The 20,438-nt window shown below is 64.4% G+C and carries 18 protein-coding genes; 8 read left to right on the top strand and 10 right to left on the bottom strand.

Features of this window, described 5'->3' with window-relative positions:
• Positions 1-16: 16 nt before the first annotated feature.
• Together SynRS9909_RS02190 and SynRS9909_RS02195 are read right to left on the bottom strand one after the other, a co-directional pair.
• Complete coding sequence (locus SynRS9909_RS02190) at positions 17-871, bottom strand: cyclopropane-fatty-acyl-phospholipid synthase family protein (RefSeq protein WP_007100699.1); 855 nt, start codon at positions 869-871, stop codon at positions 17-19.
• Between the two features lie 3 nt (positions 872-874).
• Entirely contained in the window at positions 875-1,723 is an 849-nt protein-coding gene (locus SynRS9909_RS02195) for a class I SAM-dependent methyltransferase (RefSeq protein WP_007100698.1), read from the bottom strand.
• Between the two features lie 319 nt (positions 1,724-2,042).
• Between SynRS9909_RS02195 and SynRS9909_RS02200 the strand changes: the two genes are divergently transcribed.
• Genes SynRS9909_RS02200 through SynRS9909_RS02210 form a run of 3 tightly spaced genes read left to right on the top strand, consistent with a single transcriptional unit; the run spans position 2,043 to position 5,052 of the window.
• Entirely contained in the window at positions 2,043-3,176 is a 1,134-nt protein-coding gene (locus tag SynRS9909_RS02200; RefSeq protein ID WP_007100697.1) for a glycine betaine/L-proline ABC transporter ATP-binding protein, read from the top strand.
• The gene (locus SynRS9909_RS02205) at positions 3,176-4,072 is read left to right on the top strand and encodes a proline/glycine betaine ABC transporter permease (RefSeq protein ID WP_007100696.1); all 897 of its coding nucleotides are present in this window, start codon (positions 3,176-3,178) and stop codon (positions 4,070-4,072) included. Before SynRS9909_RS02200 ends, SynRS9909_RS02205 begins: the two co-directional genes overlap by 1 nt.
• Positions 4,069-5,052 carry a glycine betaine ABC transporter substrate-binding protein gene (locus tag SynRS9909_RS02210; RefSeq protein WP_038000867.1) on the top strand — a complete coding sequence of 328 codons (984 nt, stop codon included), beginning with the start codon at positions 4,069-4,071 and terminating at the stop codon, positions 5,050-5,052. The genes SynRS9909_RS02205 and SynRS9909_RS02210 overlap by 4 nt, the downstream gene beginning before the upstream one ends.
• Here the strand turns inward: SynRS9909_RS02210 and SynRS9909_RS02215 are convergent.
• The gene (locus SynRS9909_RS02215; protein ID WP_007100694.1) at positions 5,016-6,314 is read right to left on the bottom strand and encodes a hypothetical protein; all 1,299 of its coding nucleotides are present in this window, start codon (positions 6,312-6,314) and stop codon (positions 5,016-5,018) included. The genes SynRS9909_RS02210 and SynRS9909_RS02215 overlap by 37 nt on opposite strands.
• Positions 6,315-6,383: 69 nt before the next feature.
• On the opposite strand from SynRS9909_RS02215, the gene SynRS9909_RS02220 reads away from it, so the two are divergent.
• Together SynRS9909_RS02220 and SynRS9909_RS02225 are read left to right on the top strand one after the other, a co-directional pair.
• Complete coding sequence (locus SynRS9909_RS02220) at positions 6,384-8,123, top strand: alpha-amylase family glycosyl hydrolase (protein WP_038000864.1); 1,740 nt, start codon at positions 6,384-6,386, stop codon at positions 8,121-8,123.
• A complete protein-coding gene (locus tag SynRS9909_RS02225) occupies positions 8,105-8,917 on the top strand; it encodes an HAD-IIB family hydrolase (protein ID WP_007100692.1) in 813 nt (270 codons plus the stop codon). The genes SynRS9909_RS02220 and SynRS9909_RS02225 overlap by 19 nt, the downstream gene beginning before the upstream one ends.
• Positions 8,918-8,941: 24 nt before the next feature.
• Here the strand turns inward: SynRS9909_RS02225 and SynRS9909_RS02230 are convergent, their stop codons facing one another.
• From SynRS9909_RS02230 to psbA, 4 genes are all read right to left on the bottom strand, one after another.
• Positions 8,942-9,400, bottom strand: a complete 459-nt coding sequence (locus SynRS9909_RS02230) for a cupin domain-containing protein (RefSeq protein WP_007100691.1) — start codon at positions 9,398-9,400, stop codon at positions 8,942-8,944.
• A gap of 49 nt (positions 9,401-9,449) precedes the next feature.
• Positions 9,450-9,695, bottom strand: coding sequence for an acetolactate decarboxylase (locus tag SynRS9909_RS02235; protein WP_007100689.1), 246 nt, complete (start codon positions 9,693-9,695; stop codon positions 9,450-9,452).
• Entirely contained in the window at positions 9,625-9,987 is a 363-nt protein-coding gene (locus tag SynRS9909_RS13885; RefSeq protein ID WP_240307719.1) for a thiamine pyrophosphate-binding protein, read from the bottom strand. Before SynRS9909_RS13885 ends, SynRS9909_RS02235 begins: the two co-directional genes overlap by 71 nt.
• A 151-nt stretch (positions 9,988-10,138) precedes the next feature.
• On the bottom strand, positions 10,139-11,218 hold the full coding sequence (gene psbA, locus SynRS9909_RS02245; protein ID WP_007100687.1) for a photosystem II q(b) protein: 1,080 nt from the start codon (positions 11,216-11,218) through the stop codon (positions 10,139-10,141).
• A gap of 150 nt (positions 11,219-11,368) precedes the next feature.
• On the opposite strand from psbA, the gene SynRS9909_RS02250 reads away from it, so the two are divergent.
• Positions 11,369-12,985: a photosystem II high light acclimation radical SAM protein gene (locus tag SynRS9909_RS02250; protein ID WP_050752447.1), complete on the top strand. Its 1,617-nt coding sequence runs from the start codon at positions 11,369-11,371 to the stop codon at positions 12,983-12,985.
• On the opposite strand, the gene SynRS9909_RS02255 is transcribed toward SynRS9909_RS02250, so the two are convergent.
• The 3 genes from SynRS9909_RS02255 to SynRS9909_RS02265 all read right to left on the bottom strand — a co-directional run bounded on the left by SynRS9909_RS02255 (position 12,949) and on the right by SynRS9909_RS02265 (position 15,391).
• Positions 12,949-13,740: a CPBP family intramembrane glutamic endopeptidase gene (locus SynRS9909_RS02255; RefSeq protein WP_007100685.1), complete on the bottom strand. Its 792-nt coding sequence runs from the start codon at positions 13,738-13,740 to the stop codon at positions 12,949-12,951. The two genes, SynRS9909_RS02250 and SynRS9909_RS02255, sit on opposite strands and share 37 nt — an antisense overlap.
• 68 nt (positions 13,741-13,808) lie before the next feature.
• Positions 13,809-14,123, bottom strand: a complete 315-nt coding sequence (gene clpS, locus SynRS9909_RS02260) for an ATP-dependent Clp protease adapter ClpS (RefSeq protein WP_038001626.1) — start codon at positions 14,121-14,123, stop codon at positions 13,809-13,811.
• A 38-nt stretch (positions 14,124-14,161) separates the two neighbouring features.
• On the bottom strand, positions 14,162-15,391 hold the full coding sequence (locus tag SynRS9909_RS02265; protein ID WP_007100683.1) for an LL-diaminopimelate aminotransferase: 1,230 nt from the start codon (positions 15,389-15,391) through the stop codon (positions 14,162-14,164).
• Between the two features lie 95 nt (positions 15,392-15,486).
• On the opposite strand from SynRS9909_RS02265, the gene SynRS9909_RS02270 reads away from it, so the two are divergent.
• Positions 15,487-18,207 (top strand): TIGR03960 family B12-binding radical SAM protein, encoded by a 2,721-nt coding sequence (locus SynRS9909_RS02270; RefSeq protein ID WP_007100682.1) that lies wholly within the window; start codon positions 15,487-15,489, stop codon positions 18,205-18,207.
• A gap of 249 nt (positions 18,208-18,456) precedes the next feature.
• Positions 18,457-20,424, top strand: coding sequence for an Rne/Rng family ribonuclease (locus tag SynRS9909_RS02275; protein ID WP_007100681.1), 1,968 nt, complete (start codon positions 18,457-18,459; stop codon positions 20,422-20,424).
• The last annotated feature ends 14 nt before the right edge of the window (positions 20,425-20,438 follow it).

Here is a 20,438-nt window from a genome sequence, read left to right on the forward strand (position 1 = left end):
GTAAAGACCCGGCCCCTCAGTGTTTGCGGAAACGCATCAGGCCCCAGCTGAGCCGGCCCGCTTTGCCGCCGTCCACCCAATGGCCGAGGCCCGCGTCCATCCGTTCCAGGTAGGTGGGGCTGATGCTCTGGCTGAGTTCAGCTTTGCGCTGTCGCAATTCCTCGCGCACTCGGCTGTAGTGGCGCACCAGCATGCTGGTGCGATCGTTCCAGATCTCCCGCGCCAGGCCAACGGCCTCGGCCCACTGCTGATAGCGGCAAGGAGAGCCGAGATCGGCGAGATGGATGCGTTGGAGAATGGCGTCGAGGGAGTCGGCGGCCACACCATCGGCTGCCATCGGATCGGTCATCACCATCACACCGCCGGGCCGGAGCACGCGGGCCGCTTCGCGCATCACCTGCTGGCGATCGCCGGAATGGAGAATCGCATCCTGACTCCACACCACATCGGCGCAGCCATCCGGCAGGGGCACCGCTTCAAAGGAGGCATCGTGCACGGTGATGCGCTCCTGCAGGCCGGCTTCAAGGTTGAGGCTGCGATGGCGTGAATTTTCGACCCTGGAAATGTTGATCGCATCCACCTGCACCCCGGGATGACGACAGAGGTACCGGGCGGCACCGCCGTAGCCGGAACCCAGATCCACGATCCGGGAGCCGGCTGAAGCCCTGGCGGCGATGGTGTCGTCGATCAGCGCTTCCAGCGCTTCAACCGTGCGGCGGCTGGCCTGGGCGATCGGCTCGTTGTCGGTGGCGTAGAGGCCCACATGGATGTCTTCACCACCCCAGATCTCGGCGTAGAAGCGGTCGGCGTCGTCACTGTCGTAATACCCGGCGGCGGTGGTGGCCGCCGGAGAGAAGGAGGTCTGGCTCATGGTTCAGATCGCTGTGACGTCGGTGTCGCAGAGGTACTCCTTCTCGGCCACGTGCACGTAGAAGTCGGGATCGTCGTGACCGCGTTGGTAGTCGCCGTAGGTGCTGATGCGCTGGAAGCCCACCTCGCGCATCAGGCGACGCACGTAGCCATGACGCAGCGGAAACATGTTGAGGTGATAGGTGCTGCCGTCGCTGAAGGCGTAGCGGAAACGGGCCAGGCCTTCATCGACGCAGTCGGGGCGCACCTCCACGTCCTTGCCGCAGTACACGTTGCCCTTGCCCTGCTTCACCGCAGCACCGCCCTCGAGCAGTCGGTCGTAATTGCGGTGGTCGAGAATCAGGATGCCGTTGTGCTTCAGAACGGCGTAATACTCAGCGAGCGACTTGCGACGGTCTCGCTCGCGGAACAGATGGGTGAAGGAGTTGCCCAGGCAGATCACCGCATCGAATTCGCCATGAATGTCGCGGTTGAGAAAGCGCCAGTCGGCTTGAGCGGTGCGCAGCAGCTGATTGCGCTCGCGAGCATTGTGGAAGGCGCGCGCCAGCATGTTGGGGCTGCCATCGGCGCTCACCACGTCAAACCCCTCACGCAGCAGCCGGATCGAGTGAAATCCGGTGCCGGTGGCCACATCCAGCACCGACTTGGCGCCATGCTCATGCAGCAGCTTCACGAAGAAGTCACCTTCGGCTTCTTCCCTTGCATCCCAGTCGATCAGCCGATCCCAGCGATCCGCGAATTGTTCGACATACTCCTGCTGGTAGTGATCGGTTTCTCGAACGCTCTCAGGAGATTCTCCGAACCGTTGGGCATCGGCGACTTCGGCTGATGCGTGGTTCCTGGTTGAGGTCATGCTGGTCTCGTCCTGTGTTGCGCAGGGATGTCAGCGTTTCCGGCAGCACGATGTGCTTCCGGTGATCGCGCAGGCGACACCCTGACGCCGAATCGCAGCGGATTCTCGCCACCTCCCGAACCTAACCCTCAGAGCTCAGGTTGTCAGCATCGCAGTCAACATCGTTGGATCACGATGCTTCGGGATTCACTCAGAAGCCAATGCTGCCAATGGGTCTGCCTGGATCGAGCCTCGCCTCGATGGCGTCATTGTTTGCTTGTTCCTGCGGAGTCTGCGTGCAGGTTGCTAGGGTCAAGAAATGGTGAAATGCGGATCCGAGATGCAATCGGAGATCTGTCTTCAGTCTGTCTGGAAAATATTCGGCGGTGCTGCGGATGAGGTGATTGCTCAGCTTCGTGCTGGTGAAGATCCCGCTGTTTTGCATCAGCGCAGTGGTGCGCGTGCTGCTGTGCAGGATGTGTCTCTCGAGATTGGACACGGTGAGATTTTTGTGGTGATGGGGCTCTCCGGCTCCGGCAAGTCCACCCTGCTGCGCATGCTCAACGGCCTGATCGCGCCCTGTTCCGGGGAGGTGGTGGTGCAGGGGCGTGCCCTGTCGTCGATGACCAGTGTCGACCTCAACGCCATGCGTCGCCACCAGATGGCGATGGTGTTTCAGTCGTTCGCCCTTTTCCCGCAGCGCAGCGTGCTCGAAAACGCTGCCTTCGGCCTGGAGGTCGCCGGCGTTCCCAGGCGGGAGCGCCATGACAAAGCGCTGCAGGCGCTGGAGAGGGTCGGCTTGGCCCAGGAGGCCCGAAAACGGCCTCGCCAGCTTTCCGGTGGCATGCAGCAGCGGGTCGGGCTGGCCCGCGCCCTGGCCCTGGATCCACCCATCCTGTTGATGGACGAGGCGTTCTCAGCCCTGGATCCCCTGATCCGGCGCGACATGCAGACCCTGCTTCTCGAGCTTCAGAGTGAGCAGCAGCGCACGATCGTCTTCATCTCCCACGACCTCGACGAAGCGATCCGCCTCGGTGATCGCATCGCCCTGATGCAGGGCGGATGCCTGTTGCAGTGCGACACCGCCGAAAACCTGCTGCATCATCCGGCCAGCAACGCAGTGCGTCATTTCTTCCGCGACGTGGATGTGGCCTCGGTGCTGGCCGTGGAAGCGATCGCGCAACGTCCCTCCCGTCTGGCGGTGATCGCTGCCGACGAGGCCCTGCCGGAGGCGGCTGGCGAGCCCCTCTATGTGCTCGGTCGGGATCAGGCCTTTCGGGGTGTGTTGTCGGAAGCCAGAGGTTGGGTGAGTGCCGAGCGGGGCCCGGCCCTCACCACCGGAATGCGGGTGCGGGAGGCGATCGAGCTGGTCGCCAGCACCCCCTATCCGCCCCCTGTGCTGGATGACGCCCATCGCCTCGTCGGTGTGATCAGCCCGCGCCAGTTGTTGCAATCGATGGAGGGAGGCACCTGATGCTGTTGTTCGCTGCTGCCCATCAGGCCGGTTGGCTCGGCAAGGCGGTGGATGCGGCGGTCGCCTGGCTGCTCACCCATGCCCAGGTGCTCTTTCAGGCGATCAATGGGGTGGTGCTGGCGATCGTGGCGGCCACCGAAGCGGTGCTCCAGTGGCCATCGGCCTGGTTCTTCGCCTTGCTGGTGGCCTTGCTGGGGCTCTGGCGCGTCAATGGCGGCTTCGCCCTGTTCGTGCTGCTCGGCCTCAATCTTGTTTTGTCGATGGATCTCTGGGCACCGATGATCACCACTCTGTCGCTGGTGTTGGCGGCATCGCTGCTCGCCCTGATCGTCGGGCTGCCTCTCGGCATCCTGTCGGCGCGTCACGCCATGGTCTGGCGCCTGGTGCGTCCTGGCCTCGATCTGATGCAGACGATGCCGGCCTTCGTGTATCTGATTCCAGCTGTGATGCTTTTCAGCACCGGCGCGGTTCCCTCGATCATCGCCACGCTGATCTTTGCCATGCCTCCGGTGGTGCGACTCACCCAGCTGGGTCTGTCCCAGGTGCCCGCCGATCTGCTCGAGGCTGGCCGATCCTTCGGTTGCAGTGAGCGTCAGCTGCTCTGGAAAGTGCAGATGCCCAGTGCCCTGCCCACGGTGATGACCGGGGTGAATCAAACGATCATGCTGTCGCTCTCGATGGTGGTGATCGCCTCGATGATCGGTGGCGGCGGTCTCGGCGATGTGGTGCTGCGCGGAATTCAGCAGCTCGATGTGGGCCTTGGCTTTGAAGGCGGGATTGCCGTGGTGATCCTCGCGGTGATTCTCGATCGGCTCAGTCAGAGCCTGGCCAGTGATGCCACACCGTCCTTGCCGGAGCGGCTCCGCACCTGGCGGTTGCTCTGGAGGTCGGCATGAGTGGATCGCCGATGCGTCGACGCACTGTGCTGCTGGGAGGTCTCGGCCTGGCAGGAGCTTCAATCGCCAGTCTGGTGCAGCTCAGTCGGCCCAAACCCGGGCAGACCACGCGATTGGAGGATGGCGGACCGGTGGGATCGTCGTCGACCCGTCCCCTCGCTTCTTCTGCCAGTGGACGTCCGACGCTGCGCATGGGCTGGTCGCCCTGGGCCGATGCGGAGGTGGTGAGCTTGATCGCTCAGCAGGTGATCCAGCAGGCCTACGACATCCAGGTGGAGCGGGTGCTCGCCGATATCGGCATTCAGTACGCCTCCGTGGCCCGGGGCGATCTCGACATGATGCTGATGGCCTGGCTGCCGCTCACCCACCGTGATTACTGGACGCGGGTGCGCGACCGGGTGGTGGATTTCGGTTCGATGTACTCCGGGCGGCTCGGTTGGGTGGTGCCCGATTACGTGAGCGAGAGCGAGGTGCGCTCGATCCCCAACCTGGGCGATCCCGCGATCGCCTCCCGTTTTGGCGATCAGGTGCAGGGAATCGACCCCGGTTCCGGTCTCAATCAGGCCTCGGAAGAGGCCTTGCGTGTGTACAACCTGCGTGATCTGAAGCTGGTGTCATCCAGCAGTGCGGCGATGACGGCGGTGCTGGATCAGGCGATCCGTCAGCAGCGCTGGGTCGTGGTCACGAGCTGGACGCCCCACTGGATGTTTGCCCGCTACAAGCTGCGGTTCCTTGACGATCCTGATCGGGTCTTCGGTGGGATCGAATGGATCCATGCCCTGGGTCGTCAGCAACTGGATCTGGACATACCGGAGGTGGCCGGTTTTCTCACGCGGTTCCACCTGCCGGACCGGGAGTTGTCAGATCTGCTGCTGGCCGCCAATGAGACCTCCGCTGAGGCGGCGGTGGAGGCCTATCTCGCCCGCCATCCCGCCAGGGTCCGCTACTGGACCACCGGCGAGATCGGTGCTGCCGGCTGAGGTTGGCGGCAGGGTGCGCTGCCACCCCGATGCCGCAGACTCGGCCGTTGATGCAGGGTGGGCGTGCTCCGGGTTGGCCGTGCACCAGCCGTCACCAGGTCGGATTGCAGCCCATGGGTGCAGCTGAGCAGACGTGACCAGCTCGGGAGCTGATGGGCGACGGGGGTGGTCATCAAGCCCTGCACACCCGGACGCAGCAACGTGGCGAAACTCTGCACGGCGAGTTCTTCGTTGTGGCGGTTGTAGGGCAGGCGATTGATCGCGGCGTCGAGGCCGAACTGGCGCACGTGGTCTTCACCGACGCGGCGGTAGAGCACTTCGAGGGTGGGAATCTGCTCGCTGGCCAGGCTGCGGCCCTCGTGCTCCATCAGGCCGCGCAGCACGGTGCCCAGGATTTCGCTGGCCATTTTCTGCAGACCTTCGCTGGGCTGGTTGCCCAACGCCTTGTGTTTGTGGTCGAACAGGCCCAGGTCCACCTGGGCGATCCGGCTCGATGCCACATGGCGATACACCTCAGAGAGCAGGCCGATCTCCAGACCCCAGTCGCAGGGAATGCGCAGATTCATGGCCAGATCGCGACGGAAGGCGAATTCCCCGGCGAGCGGGTAGCGAAACGCCTGGAGATAGCGCAGGTAGGGCACGGGCCCGAAAATCTGTGCCAGGGCGGTCAGCAAGGGACCCACGAACAGGCGTGTGGCGCGACCCTGCAGGGCCTGGGTCTCCAGCGACAGGCGGCTGTAGTAGGCCTTCACGTAGGCGACGCCATGGGATGGGTCGAGCAGCGGCCGCAGCATCCGCTCCGGATAGGCCGGCGAGAAGGTGCGGATGTCGGCATCAAACAGGCCGATCACCTCAGCCTCCCGACAGGCCAGCCCCAGCCCTTGCCACACGGCCCAGCCTTTCCCGGCTGGACCGGTCACATCCAGACCCAGGCCACGCATCGATTCCAGCAGTTCGCGCACGGCCGGACCATTGGTCCAGTGCACACGCACCGGGAAGGGCATGCCCCTGAAGAACGTCTCCGCGGCTGCGACGTCATCGCTGCTGTCGGCGGCGAGGGCGATCACCAGTTCATGCAGTCCGCTCAGGTCGGAGAGCACCTCGCGGATCAGCCCCAGGGCCGGTCGGCTGAACTCCTCCATCAGACAGGGAATCAGCAACGCCGTGGGGCAATGCTTGAGTTGACGCCGGAACTCCGCCAGATCGAGATTGCCGAGGCCGTAGTCATGGATGGTGCTGATCAGGCCCTGCTGAAAATCCATGCGGTGATCAATGCGACAACAGGAGGAAGAGCCCTGGTCCATACCTGTGGCACGCGCCCCAGGTGAGTGATGAGGCAGCCCATGGCCAATGCAGCATTGCCAGCGCTTCTCAAGGAGCTCTACCCCACGCATTGTTTGGAGGATCTCGAAACTCTGTCGTCGCAATTGCTGCAATCTGCCGGGCATCGGTCAGCGAATGCCCATGGCAGTGCTGCCGCGCAGGAGCGTTGGCATGCCGGCACGTGTGTGTTGATCACCTACGCCGACACGGTGGTAGCCGAGGGGCAACCGGCGCTGCGGCAGCTGCAGAGGCTGTTGGAGGGGCCTCTCGCCGGCCTTTCCTCCGTGGTGCATGTGCTGCCGTTTCTCAAAGCCACCAGTGATGGTGGCTTTGCCGTGGCCAGTCATGAGGCTCTGGAGGAGCGTTTCGGCGATTGGGACGATCTGGCGGCGCTCGCTGCAGGGCGTCAGCTGATGGCCGATCTGGTGCTGAATCACGTGTCGGCGTCCCATCCCTGGGTGCGCGCGTTTCAGCGCGGTGCTGAGCCTGGGTCACGCTGTGTGCTTGCGGCCTCGGCTGATCCCTGTTGGGACCGGGTGGTGCGGCCGCGCAGTTCGGCCCTGTTCACCACCCTCGCCACCGATCGCGGCCCGGAGACGGTGTGGACCACCTTCGGCTCTGACCAGGTGGATGTGAACTGGCGGCAGCCTGAGGTGCTGATCGGGTTCACCCGTCTGCTCGATCGCTTCTGCGCGCACGGGGTGAGCTGGTTGCGCCTGGATGCGGTGGGATTTGTCTGGAAGGAGCCCTTCACCGACTGCATCCATCGTCCGGAGGCACACCGGTTGGTGGAGGTGCTGCGGTTGCTGCTGGGCGCGCGTTGCCGCCGCGGTGTTGTGGTGACGGAAACGAATGTTCCGGAGCAGGAGAACCTCTCTTATCTCCGCAGTGGCACTGAGGCGCATCTGGCCTACAACTTTCCCTTGCCGCCGCTGTTGCTGGAGGCCTGCATCAGTCAAAGAGCCGACCTGCTGAACCGCTGGCTCGCCCGCTGGCCCAAGTTGCCCGCCGGCACCGGACTGCTCAATTTCAGCGCCTGCCACGACGGCGTTGGCCTGCGGCCTCTGGAGGGGCTGATGGCGGAGGAGCGGTTGTTGCGTTTGCTCGGCGCCTGTGAACAGCGTGGCGGTTTGGTGAGTCACCGGCGTTTGGCCGATGGCCGAGACGTGCCTTACGAGATCAATATCAGCTGGTGGAGTGCGATGGAGAGTGCCGGCAGGGATCCGGCCCATCGACAACGGGAGCGGTTTCTGTTGAGCCAGTTGTTCGTGCTGGCCTTGCCCGGTGTGCCAGCGTTCTACTTACCGGCGGTGCTGGCCACGGCGAACGACAAGGCCCGGTTCAGGCGCACGGGGCATCGCCGCGATCTCAACCGCCCCCAGTTCCAGATTGAGCGCCTGGAACGGTTGCTGGCTGACCCCCAGAGTGATGCCAGTCGGGTGTTGGCCAGCATGCGCCGGGCGATGGCGCTGCGCCGCACTCAGAACGCCCTTGCTCCGTCGGCGTCGATGACGCTTCTCAGCGGCGGGCGAGCCGATTGCGTGGTGGTGCAGCGAGGTTCGGGTGAGGATGTGCTGCTGGCGGTTCACAATTTCAGTGAGGTTCGTCTCAGCCTGTCGCTGACCAACTTGGTGCAGGCACCAGCCGGGCGTTGCTGGCACGATTGTCTTGCCGATGCTTCCCTCCCGGACGGGCAGCAGTGGATCGATCTGGAGCCCTTCGCCGTGCAATGGCTGATCCCACGATGAAGGCCGCCATGAATGCTGCGCCGGCCTGGTGGGTGGTCACCGATCTGGATGGCACCCTGTTGGATCACCGCTACGACTGGCAGCCGGCCGAGGCGGCGATGCGGGGCTTGCAGGATCGGGGCATCCCCGTGATTCCCTGCACGAGCAAAACGGCAGAGGAGGTGCGGCGCTTTCGTGCTGAGGCGGGGTTGCACGATCCCTTCATCGTTGAGAACGGTGGTGCGGTTTGCGGTGAGACGGAGGATGGCGTTCCCTGGGAGTTGGCCTTGGGGGAGCCTGCTGAAGCGCTGCGCCCTGTGTTGCGGGAGCTTGAGCGCCTTGTGCAGGAACCGCTTCAGGCCATTGATGCACTGACCGAGGAGCAGGCCGCGGCCCTGTTGGGGCTCACCGGTGAGGCACTGCAGCGGGCGGCGCGGCGCCGTTGGAGTCTTCCCTTTGTGCCCCCCTCAGCAGCAGCTCGTCTGCGACTGCCTCTCTTGGCCCAGAACCTCGGTGTGTCGGTGGTGCAGGGCAACCGTATGGGCCATCTGCTCGGTGCTCAGGTCAGCAAGGGCCGGGCGCTTGAGCGCCTGAAAACCAGGATGGGCGGCGCCTCGGTGCGGGTGCTTGCTTTAGGAGATTCTCCCAATGATCTTCCCCTGCTCGAGGCCGCCGATGTGGCGGTGGTGGTGCCAGGTTCCGATGGCCCCCATCCGGTGTTTGCCGAGGCGCTGGCGTCGGGTCGTTTTCAGCTGGCCAGTGCACCCCATGCCGCGGGCTGGGCGGAGGCCGTGCAACAGGTGGTGATGGCTTGACTGCCCTGATCGGGGCGGTCGGTCTCAGATCAGCTCCTCTAGCGCTCCGGGGGGCCATTGCTCCTTGACGAGATCGTGAAGCAGGTCGAAGTCTGCGAAGTCAAAGCCTGGGCCGACGCAGCAGCTCACCAGGGCATAGCTGCCTTGGGGCCGGGCGGCTTGCCAGTGATCCGCTGGGATCACCTGGATGGGATGGTCCGGTGAGAGCATGGTGCTGCTGGCACGGCCTCCCGCCGGTGCAAGCGAGAACAGCTCCAGCGGCGCACCCTGCAGATGCACCCACATTTCGTCGGCACCGCGCACGCGATGCCAGCGACTGATCGATGCAGCATCCAGTAGGAACAGGATGCTGGTGAGCCCCGGGCGCGTTTGTCCATCCTTGCGGATGACGAGGGCAGGGCTGCGATGCACCTCCTTGTACCAACCGCCTTCGGGGTGGGGCGCCAGCTCCCACCGATGGATCAGTTCCTTGCACAAGCTCATGGGCGCCGTCTTCTGGAATCCCTTCCGGAACCCCGTGGTGGGGTGGGGGTTAGCTGTGTTTGCTCTCGGCCTTGGCCAGGGCCTCGGCTGGATCTCCCTGGAGATCGGCCATGAGGAAACCCGGTGTTTCCGGTAGAGCGAGATGCACATGGTTGTCCATATGCAGTTTCACGCTGAGATCACTGGCCTGCAGATCAAGGATGTGGCCCCCGTGCTGATGGTCATCACTGAGAAGGTGCAGGTGATAACCAGGCACGTTGATCGTGCGGGCATAGCTGGGTGTCCAGAAGCCCACGAGAGTGCCGCGGATGCTGTTGTTGCTGAATTCGGCCTGATGGCTTGTGGCCGTGACCGACCCGTCCGGTCAGACGTCCGAAGGCCTGGGCCATGAAGGCGGCGTTCTGCTCATGTCGGCAGAGCACCAGTTCAATGGGCGAATCGAGCAGGGCTGTGAACACGCTGTCGACCTTGGCGCCGGGGATCCCGAACACATGCGTGACCCCGTGGGCTTGCAGGGCCTTCACCAGGAATTCCGCGCCGTTCATGGTTGTTGCTGATGTCACCAGCACCCTGACCAGGGGAGCCATCGGCAGTCGGGTTGTTCACGATTTATTTGTTTTCTTGCTTCGGCTCTGGCTGCCTTGATCGCCAACAAAAAGCCCCCACCGTGCGGTGAGGGCTTTCCGATTCAGTTGACCTGAATCGTTATTGTTCGCTAAGGAACGTGTTGACTTCAGATCAACCGATGGCGGGAGCCTGCAGAGCCACGGGGGTGGACTCAGCAGCAGCCAGGTCGAGGGGGAAGTTGTGAGCGTTACGCTCGTGCATCACTTCCATGCCGAGGTTGGCGCGGTTCAGCACATCAGCCCAGGTGTTCAGGACGCGGCCCTGACCATCAAGGATGGACTGGTTGAAGTTGAAACCGTTCAGGTTGAAGGCCATGGTGCTGACGCCCAGGGCAGTGAACCAGATGCCGACCACAGGCCAGGCAGCCAGGAAGAAGTGAAGGCTGCGGCTGTTGTTGAAGGAGGCGTATTGGAAGATCAGGCGACCGAAGTAACCGTGGGCAGCCACGATGTTGTAGGTCTCTTCCTCTTGGCCGAACTTGTAGCCGTAGTTCTGGGACTCGCTCTCAGTGGTTTCACGCACCAGGGAGGAGGTCACCAGGGAACCGTGCATGGCGGAGAACAGGGAACCACCGAACACACCGGCCACACCCAGCATGTGGAAGGGGTGCATCAGGATGTTGTGCTCAGCCTGGAACACCAGCATGAAGTTGAAGGTGCCGGAGATGCCGAGGGGCATGCCGTCGGAGAAGGAGCCCTGACCGAAGGGGTACACCAGGAACACGGCGGAGGCAGCAGCCACAGGAGCGCTGTAAGCAACGCAGATCCAGGGGCGCATGCCGAGGCGGTAGGAGAGTTCCCACTCGCGACCCATGTAGCAGAAGATGCCGATCAGGAAGTGGAACACAACCAGCTGGTAAGGACCGCCGTTGTAGAGCCACTCATCGAGGGAGGCCGCTTCCCAGATGGGATAGAAGTGCAGGCCGATGGCGTTGGAGGAGGGCACAACAGCACCGGAGATGATGTTGTTGCCGTAGATCAGGGAGCCGGCGACGGGCTCACGGATGCCGTCGATGTCGACGGGAGGCGCTGCGATGAAGGCAACGATGAAGCAGGTGGTGGCAGCCAGCAGGGTGGGGATCATCAGCACACCGAACCAACCCACATAGAGGCGGTTGTTGGTGGAGGTGACCCACTCGCAGAAGGACTGCCAGCCATTGGCGCCGGAGCGCTGCTGAATGGTGGTGGTCATGAGAACGGGAAAGAAAGCTCCGAAGAGCAGTTACGGAAGGGCAGGGATGCCCTGCCAATGCCGACTGTAACGGAAGATTGCGGGATGTGTGCGGCTGTTCATGAAATTCGAGCGGAACGCTGGTCATGGCGAGATTGTTAGCGTCCGGCCATGGCCCGCTCCACGCCGTTGACACCTGATTCGCCGTTGTGCCCTGCTGCTGGTGAGCGGGTGCTGTTTGTGCGCCTGCCCTGCAATCCGATCTTCCCGATCGGGCCGATTTATCTGGCCGACCATCTGCACAAGTGCTTTCCGGCTCTTCCTCAGGCCATCCTCGATCTGGCGGCCCTGCCCGTGCTCGATGTGGAGCGGGTGCTGTTGGCCGAGATCGATCAGTTCCGGCCCACCCTGCTGGTGTTCTCCTGGCGCGACATCCAGATCTATGCCCCGGTGGACGGCCGGGGGGGCAATCCGCTGCAGAACTCCTTTGAAGTTTTCTACGCCCAGAATCCGTTGAAGCGTCTCCGCGGTGCCCTCGGTGGAGTTCGGCTGATGGCGAGCCATTACGGCGAGCTCTGGCGCAATCAGCGCCTCGTGCGTCGGGGCCTGCGGCGGGCCCGACGCCACCACCCTGCCGCCCGTGTCGTGCTGGGGGGTGGAGCCGTGAGTGTGTTCTATGAACAACTCGGTCGCTCCCTGCCCCGGGGCACGATCGTGTCGTTGGGGGAGGGAGAGCCGCTGCTGGAGAAGTTGCTGCGGGGTGAAGCGATCACCTCCGAGCGCTGTTATGTGGTCGGTGAGACCCCACGTCCAGGCCTGATTCACGAACAGCCGGAGAGTCGGCCGAAAACCGCCTGCGATTACGACTACATCGCCAGGATCTGGCCCCAGCTCGACTGGTATCTCGAAGGCGGCGACTTCTACGTGGGAGTGCAGACCAAACGGGGTTGCCCTCACAACTGTTGCTACTGCGTTTACACCGTGGTGGAGGGCAAGCAGGTGCGCCTCAATCCGGTGGAGGAGGTGGTGAAGGAGATGCGCCAGCTCTATGACCGCGGCGTGCGCGGCTTCTGGTTCACCGACGCCCAGTTCATCCCGGCTCGCCGCTACATCGAGGATGCCAAAACCCTGCTGCAGGCGATCCAGGCCGAGGGGTTGGAGGGAATCCGCTGGGCGGCCTACATCCGGGCCGACAATCTCGATGCCGAGCTGGCCGAGCTCATGGTGGCCACCGGCATGAGCTATTTCGAGATCGGCATCACCTCCGGCTCCCAGGAGCTCGTGCGCAAGATGCGCATGGGCTACAACCTGCGCACCGTGCTGGAGAGCTGCCGGATGTTGGCGGCGGCAGGGTTCCGCGATCACGTGTCGGTGAATTACTCATTCAATGTGATCGATGAGCGGCCCGACACCATCCGCCAGACCGTGGCGTATCAACGGGAACTGGAGCAGATCTTCGGTGCTGAGCGGGTGGAGCCTGCGATCTTCTTCATCGGGCTTCAGCCCCACACCCATCTCGAGCAGTATGGCTTTGACCAGGGGCTGCTCAAACCTGGCTACAACCCGATGAGCATGATGCCCTGGACCGCCCGAAAGCTGCTCTGGAATCCGGAGCCGATGGGCAGCACCTTCGGCCGCCTCTGCCTGGAGGCGTTCGATCGCAATCCGACCGACTTCGGTCGCACCGTGATGGCGTTGTTGGAGCGGGACTACGGCGTTGCGCCGTTGGATGAAGCTCTGCGGGCTCCTGTTCAGGGGCGGGCGGCCTTGGCCCGGGCGGTGAGCTGACGCTGCACCCCCAGCAGGGCCGCGATGGCGACGATGCCCACCAGGCCGCCGAGCGGGTTGCCGCCTGGACCGGTGAGCCAGGTCGGTGAGGCCGGAGACCAGGTCATCAGCCCGGCCTGGAGGGCAAACCAGCCCCCCACGAGGCCGCCGTGGAGCCCGATGCAGCCCCACAGCGAGCCGCCGTCCAGGCGGCGACGGCTCGCCAGGGTGAGGCCGAGCAGAAAAAGCCCGAGCAGCAACCCCAGCATGGGCAAGAGACCAAGGTTGAAGCGGGTGTGCACCAGGCTGAAGATCAGAGCCTGGCCAGGCAGGGCCCAGCGCCGGCCGATCAACAGCTCCAGTTCCCCCCAGAGCCAGCCCCGGAACAGCAGTTCCTCAGCAAGGCCCACGCCGAAACACAGCAGCAGAGCATTCCAGAGGCTGGCCGGGTCGAGCACTCCGAGCCAGGCGCCCCAGGGGCCGGCGAGGCTGATGCCAGCGATCAGCAGGAGCAGAAGCAGGGCCCAGGCCAGGCCTCGCATCAGGGCCTTGGCTTCGGCGGTCTGGCCTGCATCGCGGCGAAGCCCGAGGCTGTGCCAGGGCTGAGGAACCCGCCAGCGACTCCGCACCCAGCTCGGCAGCAGACCGAGAAACAGCAGCAGGCTGATCAAGGTTCCGAGCAGATCCAGGCTCCCTCTCGGCACTCCTGGGATCAGGGCCCCGACCGGTTGGATCAGCAGCCACCCCAGCCCGTAGAGGGCTGGAATGAACACCACGGTGGGAAGCCAGCGACGGCGTTGCCGAAGCCAGCACTCCCAGAGGGAGGGGCGGCGGCTTGGGGTGCTCAGGTCTCGGGCTCCAGGGTGCTGGTGAGGCCCTTGGCCTTCAGGGTTTCGCAGTAGAACTCAGCCGGCTCGAGATCACACACAATCACCAACCCCACACCGGTGTTGTGGGCCTCAAGCATCACCGCCATGGCATCTTGCTCGCTGAGCTGTGGCACGACCTGCCGCAGGGTCGTCACCACATACTCCATGGTGTTGACCGGATCGTTGTGCAGCAGCACTTTGTAGCGGGGAGAATGTTTCCTCACCCGCTCGGTCTGCTTGTCGAGCACGGCGGCCCCGCCGGGGCTGGTGCTGGAGGTGGAACCCACCATGGCCAGATCGCTGCGGTGCATTGAATGTAAGGCGGCCATCATCCGAGGCGGCGGATCCGGGCCATGGCCTCCTCCACGTTGCTGCGGCTGTTGAAGGCGGAGAGGCGGAAGTAGCCCTCACCGGCAGCGCCGAACCCACTGCCGGGGGTGCCCACCACATGGGCCTTGTGGAGAAGATGGTCAAAGAACCCCCAGGAGTCGAGGCCTTCGGGGGTCTTCAGCCACACATAGGGCGCATGTTCACCGCCATGCACCTCGATCCCCGCGGCTGATAACTCCCGTCGAATGATGGCGGCGTTCTCCATATAGAAGCTCACCAGTGCCTTCACTTCGGCCTGGCCCTGGGGTGAATACACCGCTTCTGCGCCTCGCTGAATGATGTAGCTCACCCCGTTGAACTTGGTGCTCTGGCGGCGATTCCACAGGCCCCACAGTTCCACCTCGCTGCCATCGGCGGCCTGGCCCTTGAGCCCCTTCGGCACCACGGTGAAAGCACAGCGGGTGCCGGTGAAGCCGGCATTTTTCGAGAAGGAGCGAAATTCGATGGCGCAGTCGCGGGCGCCCTCGATCTCGTAGATCGAATGCGGCAGGGAGGGATCCTGGATGAAGGCTTCATAGGCCGCATCGAACAGGATCAGGGCCTTGTGGGCGCGGGCGAAATCGACCCAGGCTTTCAGTTGTTCCTTGCTGGCCACCGCACCGGTGGGGTTGTTGGGGAAGCAGAGATAGATCAGATCCACCGGTTCACTCGGGATCTGGGCGGCGAAGCCGTTCTCGGCACTGATCGGCAGGTAACGAAGGCCGCCGTAACGACCGTTCTCACCAGCCTCGCCGGTGCGGCCGGCCATCACGTTGCTGTCGACGTACACCGGATACACCGGATCGGTGACGGCGATGCGATTGCCCTCTCCGAGGATGTCGAGAATGTTGCTGCTGTCGCATTTGGAGCCGTCGGAGACAAAGATCTCCTCCGCATCCACGGCGCAGCCCCGCGCCTGAAAATCGTTGGTGGCGATTGCTTCGCGGAGCCAGCCATACCCCTGTTCGGGGCCGTAGCCATGAAAGCCCTCCGGCGTGCCCATCGCGTCGATCGCCGCCTTCATCGCCTCGCGGCAAGCCTGGGGCAGCGGTTCGGTCACATCACCGATCCCCAGGCGGATCAGGGCGGCATCAGGATGCTCGGCACCGAAGCTTTTCACCCGGCGGGCGATCTCCGGAAACAGATAGCCGGCTTTGAGTTTCAGATAGTTGCTGTTGACCAGAACCACGGGCACAGGGGGGGCGTTTCTGGGGGGCATCCTGCTATGCGGTCGGCAGATCCGGGGCGATCGCTCCATACGATGCGGGAAGCGCTTGCCTGGCCATGACCATTGCGTCCACCAGTCCTGCCGCCGGGATCCCAGCTGGAGCGGCGCCGGCTCTGGATCGGTGGCCGCCGGTGGCGTTTGAAGCGCTCGTGGCCGAGGGCATCAACAAGCCCGCGCGTTACATGGGCCATGAGCTGGGGGTGAAACCTCGCGACTGGACGACCGCCAGGGTGCGATGGGCCCTCACCTACCCCGAGGTCTACGAGGTGGGGGCCAGCAATCTCGGCCACATCATCCTGTATTCGATTCTCAACGCCGTTCCTGGTCAGCTCTGCGATCGGGCCTATCTGCCCGCGAGTGATCTGGCCACGCGCCTGAGAGACCGGCAGCTTCCCCTGTTTGCGGTGGAGAGTCGGCGTCCCTTGCCGGCCTTCGACATCCTTGGTTTCAGTCTCAGTTACGAGCTGGGGGCCACCAATATCCTCGAGATGCTGGATCTCGCCGGGGTGCCGCTGCATGCCAGCGAACGGGGCGATCGTCCCTTGCAGGATCCCGAGGCGCCACCGCTGATCTTTGCGGGTGGACCGACGGCCACCAGCAACCCTGAGCCCTACGCCGCCTTCTTTGATTTCATTGCCCTCGGCGATGGTGAGGAACTGCTGCCCGAAATCGGGCTGGTGGTGGCCGATGCCAAGGCAGCGGGCTGGTCCCGTTCACGTCTGCTTCGCGATCTCGCCCAGGTGCCGGGCGTGTATGTGCCCTCGCTCTATGCCCCCGGCGCCGACGGCGTCACGGTGGAGCCCCTGCATGCCGATCTGCCCCGACGCCTGCTGCGTCGCGTCGCCACCCCGATGCCGCACTACGCCATGGGCCTGGTGCCCCACGTGGAAACCGTTCATGACCGGCTCACCGTGGAGATCCGCCGCGGCTGCACCCGCGGCTGTCGGTTCTGCCAACCGGGCATGCTCACCCGCCCCGCCCGGGACGTGGAACCTGACGCCGTGATCGAGGCGGTGGAAACCGGGATGGCGATGACTGGCTACAGCGACTTTTCCCTGCTGTCGCTGAGCTGCAGCGACTACCTGGCCCTGCCGGCGGTCGGGGTGGAGTTGCGCAACCGTCTGGCCGATCGCAACGTGACGCTCCAGCTGCCCAGCCAGCGGGTCGATCGTTTTGATGACGACATCGCCCATATCCTCGGCGGTGGTCGCCAGGCCGGTCTCACCTTTGCGCCGGAAGCGGGAACGCAGCGTCTGCGCGACATCGTCAACAAGGGCCTCACCGATGCGGATCTGCTCAACGGAATCCGTACGGCGATGCAGAACGGGTATCGCAAGGTGAAGCTCTATTTCATGATCGGTCTACCCGGGGAAACGGATGCCGATGTGCTCGGCATCGCCGAGACCTGCCGGATGCTTCAAGAGCGTTGCCGCGACCTGGGGCGGCTGAATCTGAACATCACGATCAGCAATTTCACGCCGAAGCCCCACACACCGTTTCAGTGGCACAGCGTGTCCACCAGCGAATTCCGGCGCCGCCAGGAGCTGTTACGGCACGCGTCCCGGTCGCTCCGGGGGGTGCGGTTCAACTTCACCGATGTGCGGCTGTCGGCGATGGAAGACTTCGTGGGGCGAGGAGACCGGCGCCTGGCCCCCGTGATCGAGGCGGCCTGGCGGGCCGGTGCCGGCATGGATGCCTGGTTTGAGTCGTTGGATCGCACCGATGCCGCCTGGACGGAAGCGATCGCTGCTGCCGGGCTCGAGGGTCGCTACCGGGATCTCGAGCTCGGCGGCTGGAGTGCAGCCGCTGCGTTGGATCGGGATGATCTGGAGCGGTTCTGCCTGCAGCCGCTGCCCTGGGATCATATCGACACCGGCCTTGCCAAAACCTGGCTGGCCGAGGATCTGCAACGGGCGCTGGCGGCGGCGGTGGTGCCCGATTGTTCCTTCGAGGGGTGCAGCAGCTGCGGCGTGTGTGGACCGGATCTCGGTCACAACGTGGTGGTGCCTCCCCCCCAGGTGCCCGAGCAGCGCCCAACGCTGCCACCGCCGAGTGCCCGGGTCTGTCGCCTCCGCTTCGGCTTCAGCAAAACAGGCGCGATGGCCCTGCTCAGTCATCTTGATCTGGTGCGGATGCTGGAGCGCTCCCTGCGGCGTTCCGGCTTGCCGGTGAGTTACACCGGCGGATTTCACCCCCTGCCCCGCCTGCAGATTGCCCTGGCCCTCCCCCTGGGGGTGGAAGCCTATGGGGAATGGTTGGATCTGGAATTTCTGGAGATGGTGGATCCTGCCGCTGCGATGGAGGCCTGGCAGCGCACGCTTCCCGCAGGCTTCCAGTTGCGCTCTGTGGAAGCGGTGCCTGTCTTCGAGCCGAGCCTGTCGCAACGGCTGGCATCGGCCGAATGGCGATTTCGTCTTCGGCCCGTCTCGGGCGAGATCCTGACCCCCGAGCGGTGGGATGGGGCAATGGCTGCTGTGTTGGCCAGGGAGGTGTTGGTGTGGCACGACACCGATAAAAAAGGGCGGCCGCGGCAGCGGGACTGCCGCCCATCGCTCCTGGCCCTGCGTCGACTCGAGGCGGAGCCGGCCGTCCCCATGCCCTTCGCCCTCGAGGCTGCCATCGATGCCCAGGGGCGCAGCCTCAGGCCAGTGCAACTTCAGCATTGGCTTGCGGAAGCCCTGGCACTCGAGCTGAGCGTTCACTCCCTCGAGCGCACAGCGTTACGGCTGCACCCCGCCGCCACGCCAGTGCTAGGTTGCCATCAAGACGACACCTGATGGGCGTTTTCGCCATCACGACGTCCCGGCTTCTTGCTCCCAGATCCTGAGGACAACGAGGCCCTACCGCCTCCGGTTCCGTCCAATTCGATGGTTGGGTCGGAATTGTTCATAGGAGGTCATCCTCCGATTTCTTTGATAGCGGCTCCGGCCATTGCGGCTTTAGCCCTTGTTGTTTCTTCCCCGTGCAGCGGGCCGGTAGGCCCTTGATCGGGTTCCAGCCCCGACGGGCGCTCACTGACCTTCTCCATGCCCCAGCAGATAGTCATCGCCGAGCAGCTGCGGATCGCCGCAGTGCTCACCGATGAGCGTGTTGATGAACTGATCGTTGCCCAGGGCCGATACCAGATCGGTGACGTGTATCTCGGCACCGTTGAAAATGTGTTGCCTGGAATCGACGCCGCTTTCGTCAACATCGGTGAGAGCGAAAAGAATGGATTCATTCATGTCACCGATCTCGGCCCCCTCCGCCTGAAGAAAGGGGCGGCCGGCATCACCGAATTGCTCGAGCCCCGTCAGCGGGTGTTGGTGCAAGTGATGAAGGAGCCCACCGGCACCAAGGGGCCAAGGCTCACCGGCAACCTGGCCTTGCCCGGTCGCTATTTGGTGCTTCAGCCCAGTGGCCAGGGCGTTAACATCTCTCGCCGGATCAGTGCCGAAGGCGAGCGCAACCGTTTGCGAGCCCTCGGTGTGTTGGTGAAGCCGCCCGGCGCTGGCTTGCTGATCCGCACGGAAGCGGAGGGGATCAGCGAGGAGCTGCTGATTGATGACCTCGAGGCCCTGTTGCGGCAATGGGAGGCGATCCAGCGGGCTGCAGAAACGGCCACCCCTCCGGTGCTCCTCAACCGTGATGAAGACTTCATCCACCGTATCCTGCGCGATCACACCGGCCCTGAGCTGGTGCGCGTTGTGGTGGATGATCCCGCTGCGGTGGAGCGGGTGAGCAGCTTCTTGGGTGAGGAGGGCGCCAATGTGCTGGTGGAGTCCCACCCGGAGCCGGGCGAACTTCTTGAGCATTACAAGGTCAATGCGGCCATCCGGGATGCCCTCAAGCCCCGCGTCGATCTTCCGTCCGGCGGCTACGTGATCATCGAGCCCACCGAGGCGCTCACGGTGATCGACGTCAATTCCGGCTCGTTCACCCGTTCGGCCAATGCGCGCGAAACGGTGTTGTGGACCAACTGTGAGGCGGCTGTGGAGATCGCCCGACAGCTGAAGTTGCGCAACATCGGTGGCGTGATCATTGTCGATTTCATCGACATGGATTCGCGGCGTGATCAGCTCCAGTTGCTGGAGTATTTCACCGCCGCCATTCGCAACGACAGTGCCCGGCCTCAGATCGCCCAGCTCACGGAGCTCGGCCTCGTGGAGCTGACCCGTAAACGGCAGGGCCAGAACATCTATGAGCTGTTCGGACGGGCCTGCCCCAGCTGCGGAGGGCTGGGCCATGTGGCCGTGCTGCCCGGCAAGGATCTGCTGCAACCGTTGGCCACGGCAACGGGCCTGGTGCGCTCGGCTGCGTCGGCCCGGGCAGAGGTGGCGCCGCCTGCGGAGGCTGGATCCGTCCGTCGCCGTCGCGGCGGACGGGGGCGTGGCGGTGCTGCAGCCGCTGCTGACGACACCATCAGCACCGTCAGTGCCGACGCCAGCTCGGCCGAGGTGGATGTGTCGGATGCCGTGGCCACCCAGGAGTTGCCATCCCGCCGCCAGGATCCTGAGTTGGTGGCGGTGCCGATGACGGATCAGCAGGAGGAGGTGTATGGCTGGTTGGGCCTCAATCCTGCGCTGCTGTTGGATGAGCCGCCCGAGAGTGACAACCTCATGGTGCGGGTCGTGCGCCCCGGTGCCGATGCGGAGGCGGTGTTGGAGGAAGCGCGCCAGCACCTGGCCGCTGCGGGCAGCCGGCGGCGGCGGCGGGGCAGTCGGGGCGGCACCCGGAGCAACGGTCGCGGTGCCGGCGCGAACGGTGACGCAGGCGCTACCGATCGCGGCAGTGCGGAGCGCGACGCTGCCCCTCTGATGGTGGAGATCACGCCTCTGGAGATCACCCCGTTGGACACCAGTCCGCTGGAGCCTGCACTTCAGACGCCTGAACCGCAGACGCCTGAACCCGTTGGCACCATGCCGTTGTCTGCCACCAGCGCCGATGAGGGCGTCGATCCGGATCAGGAGCCTCGCCGCCGCCGTCGCCGCTCCTCGGCGGCCACAGCGGACTGATCCCCTGTCCAGAG

Origin of the sequence: Synechococcus sp. RS9909 (assembly GCF_014279595.1) — a bacterium.
Lineage (GTDB): Bacteria > Cyanobacteriota > Cyanobacteriia > PCC-6307 > Cyanobiaceae > Synechococcus_C.

Bases quoted from the DNA above. Each gene is read 5' to 3' on its own strand.
- SynRS9909_RS13885 (WP_240307719.1), bottom strand. From the start codon at position 9,987: ATGGCTCCCCTGGTCAGGGTGCTGGTGACATCAGCAACAACCATGAAC.
- SynRS9909_RS02220 (WP_038000864.1), top strand. From the start codon at position 6,384: ATGAGGCAGCCCATGGCCAATGCAGCATTGCCAGCGCTTCTCAAGGAG.
- SynRS9909_RS02215 (WP_007100694.1), bottom strand. From the start codon at position 6,314: ATGGATTTTCAGCAGGGCCTGATCAGCACCATCCATGACTACGGCCTC.
- SynRS9909_RS02205 (WP_007100696.1), top strand. From the start codon at position 3,176: ATGCTGTTGTTCGCTGCTGCCCATCAGGCCGGTTGGCTCGGCAAGGCG.
- SynRS9909_RS02210 (WP_038000867.1), top strand. From the start codon at position 4,069: ATGAGTGGATCGCCGATGCGTCGACGCACTGTGCTGCTGGGAGGTCTC.
- SynRS9909_RS02230 (WP_007100691.1), bottom strand. From the start codon at position 9,400: ATGAGCTTGTGCAAGGAACTGATCCATCGGTGGGAGCTGGCGCCCCAC.
- SynRS9909_RS02225 (WP_007100692.1), top strand. From the start codon at position 8,105: ATGGCTGATCCCACGATGAAGGCCGCCATGAATGCTGCGCCGGCCTGG.
- SynRS9909_RS02190 (WP_007100699.1), bottom strand. From the start codon at position 871: ATGAGCCAGACCTCCTTCTCTCCGGCGGCCACCACCGCCGCCGGGTAT.
- psbA (WP_007100687.1), bottom strand. From the start codon at position 11,218: ATGACCACCACCATTCAGCAGCGCTCCGGCGCCAATGGCTGGCAGTCC.
- SynRS9909_RS02270 (WP_007100682.1), top strand. From the start codon at position 15,487: ATGACCATTGCGTCCACCAGTCCTGCCGCCGGGATCCCAGCTGGAGCG.
- SynRS9909_RS02195 (WP_007100698.1), bottom strand. From the start codon at position 1,723: ATGACCTCAACCAGGAACCACGCATCAGCCGAAGTCGCCGATGCCCAA.
- SynRS9909_RS02275 (WP_007100681.1), top strand. From the start codon at position 18,457: ATGCCCCAGCAGATAGTCATCGCCGAGCAGCTGCGGATCGCCGCAGTG.
- clpS (WP_038001626.1), bottom strand. From the start codon at position 14,123: ATGGTGGGTTCCACCTCCAGCACCAGCCCCGGCGGGGCCGCCGTGCTC.
- SynRS9909_RS02250 (WP_050752447.1), top strand. From the start codon at position 11,369: ATGGCCCGCTCCACGCCGTTGACACCTGATTCGCCGTTGTGCCCTGCT.
- SynRS9909_RS02200 (WP_007100697.1), top strand. From the start codon at position 2,043: ATGCAATCGGAGATCTGTCTTCAGTCTGTCTGGAAAATATTCGGCGGT.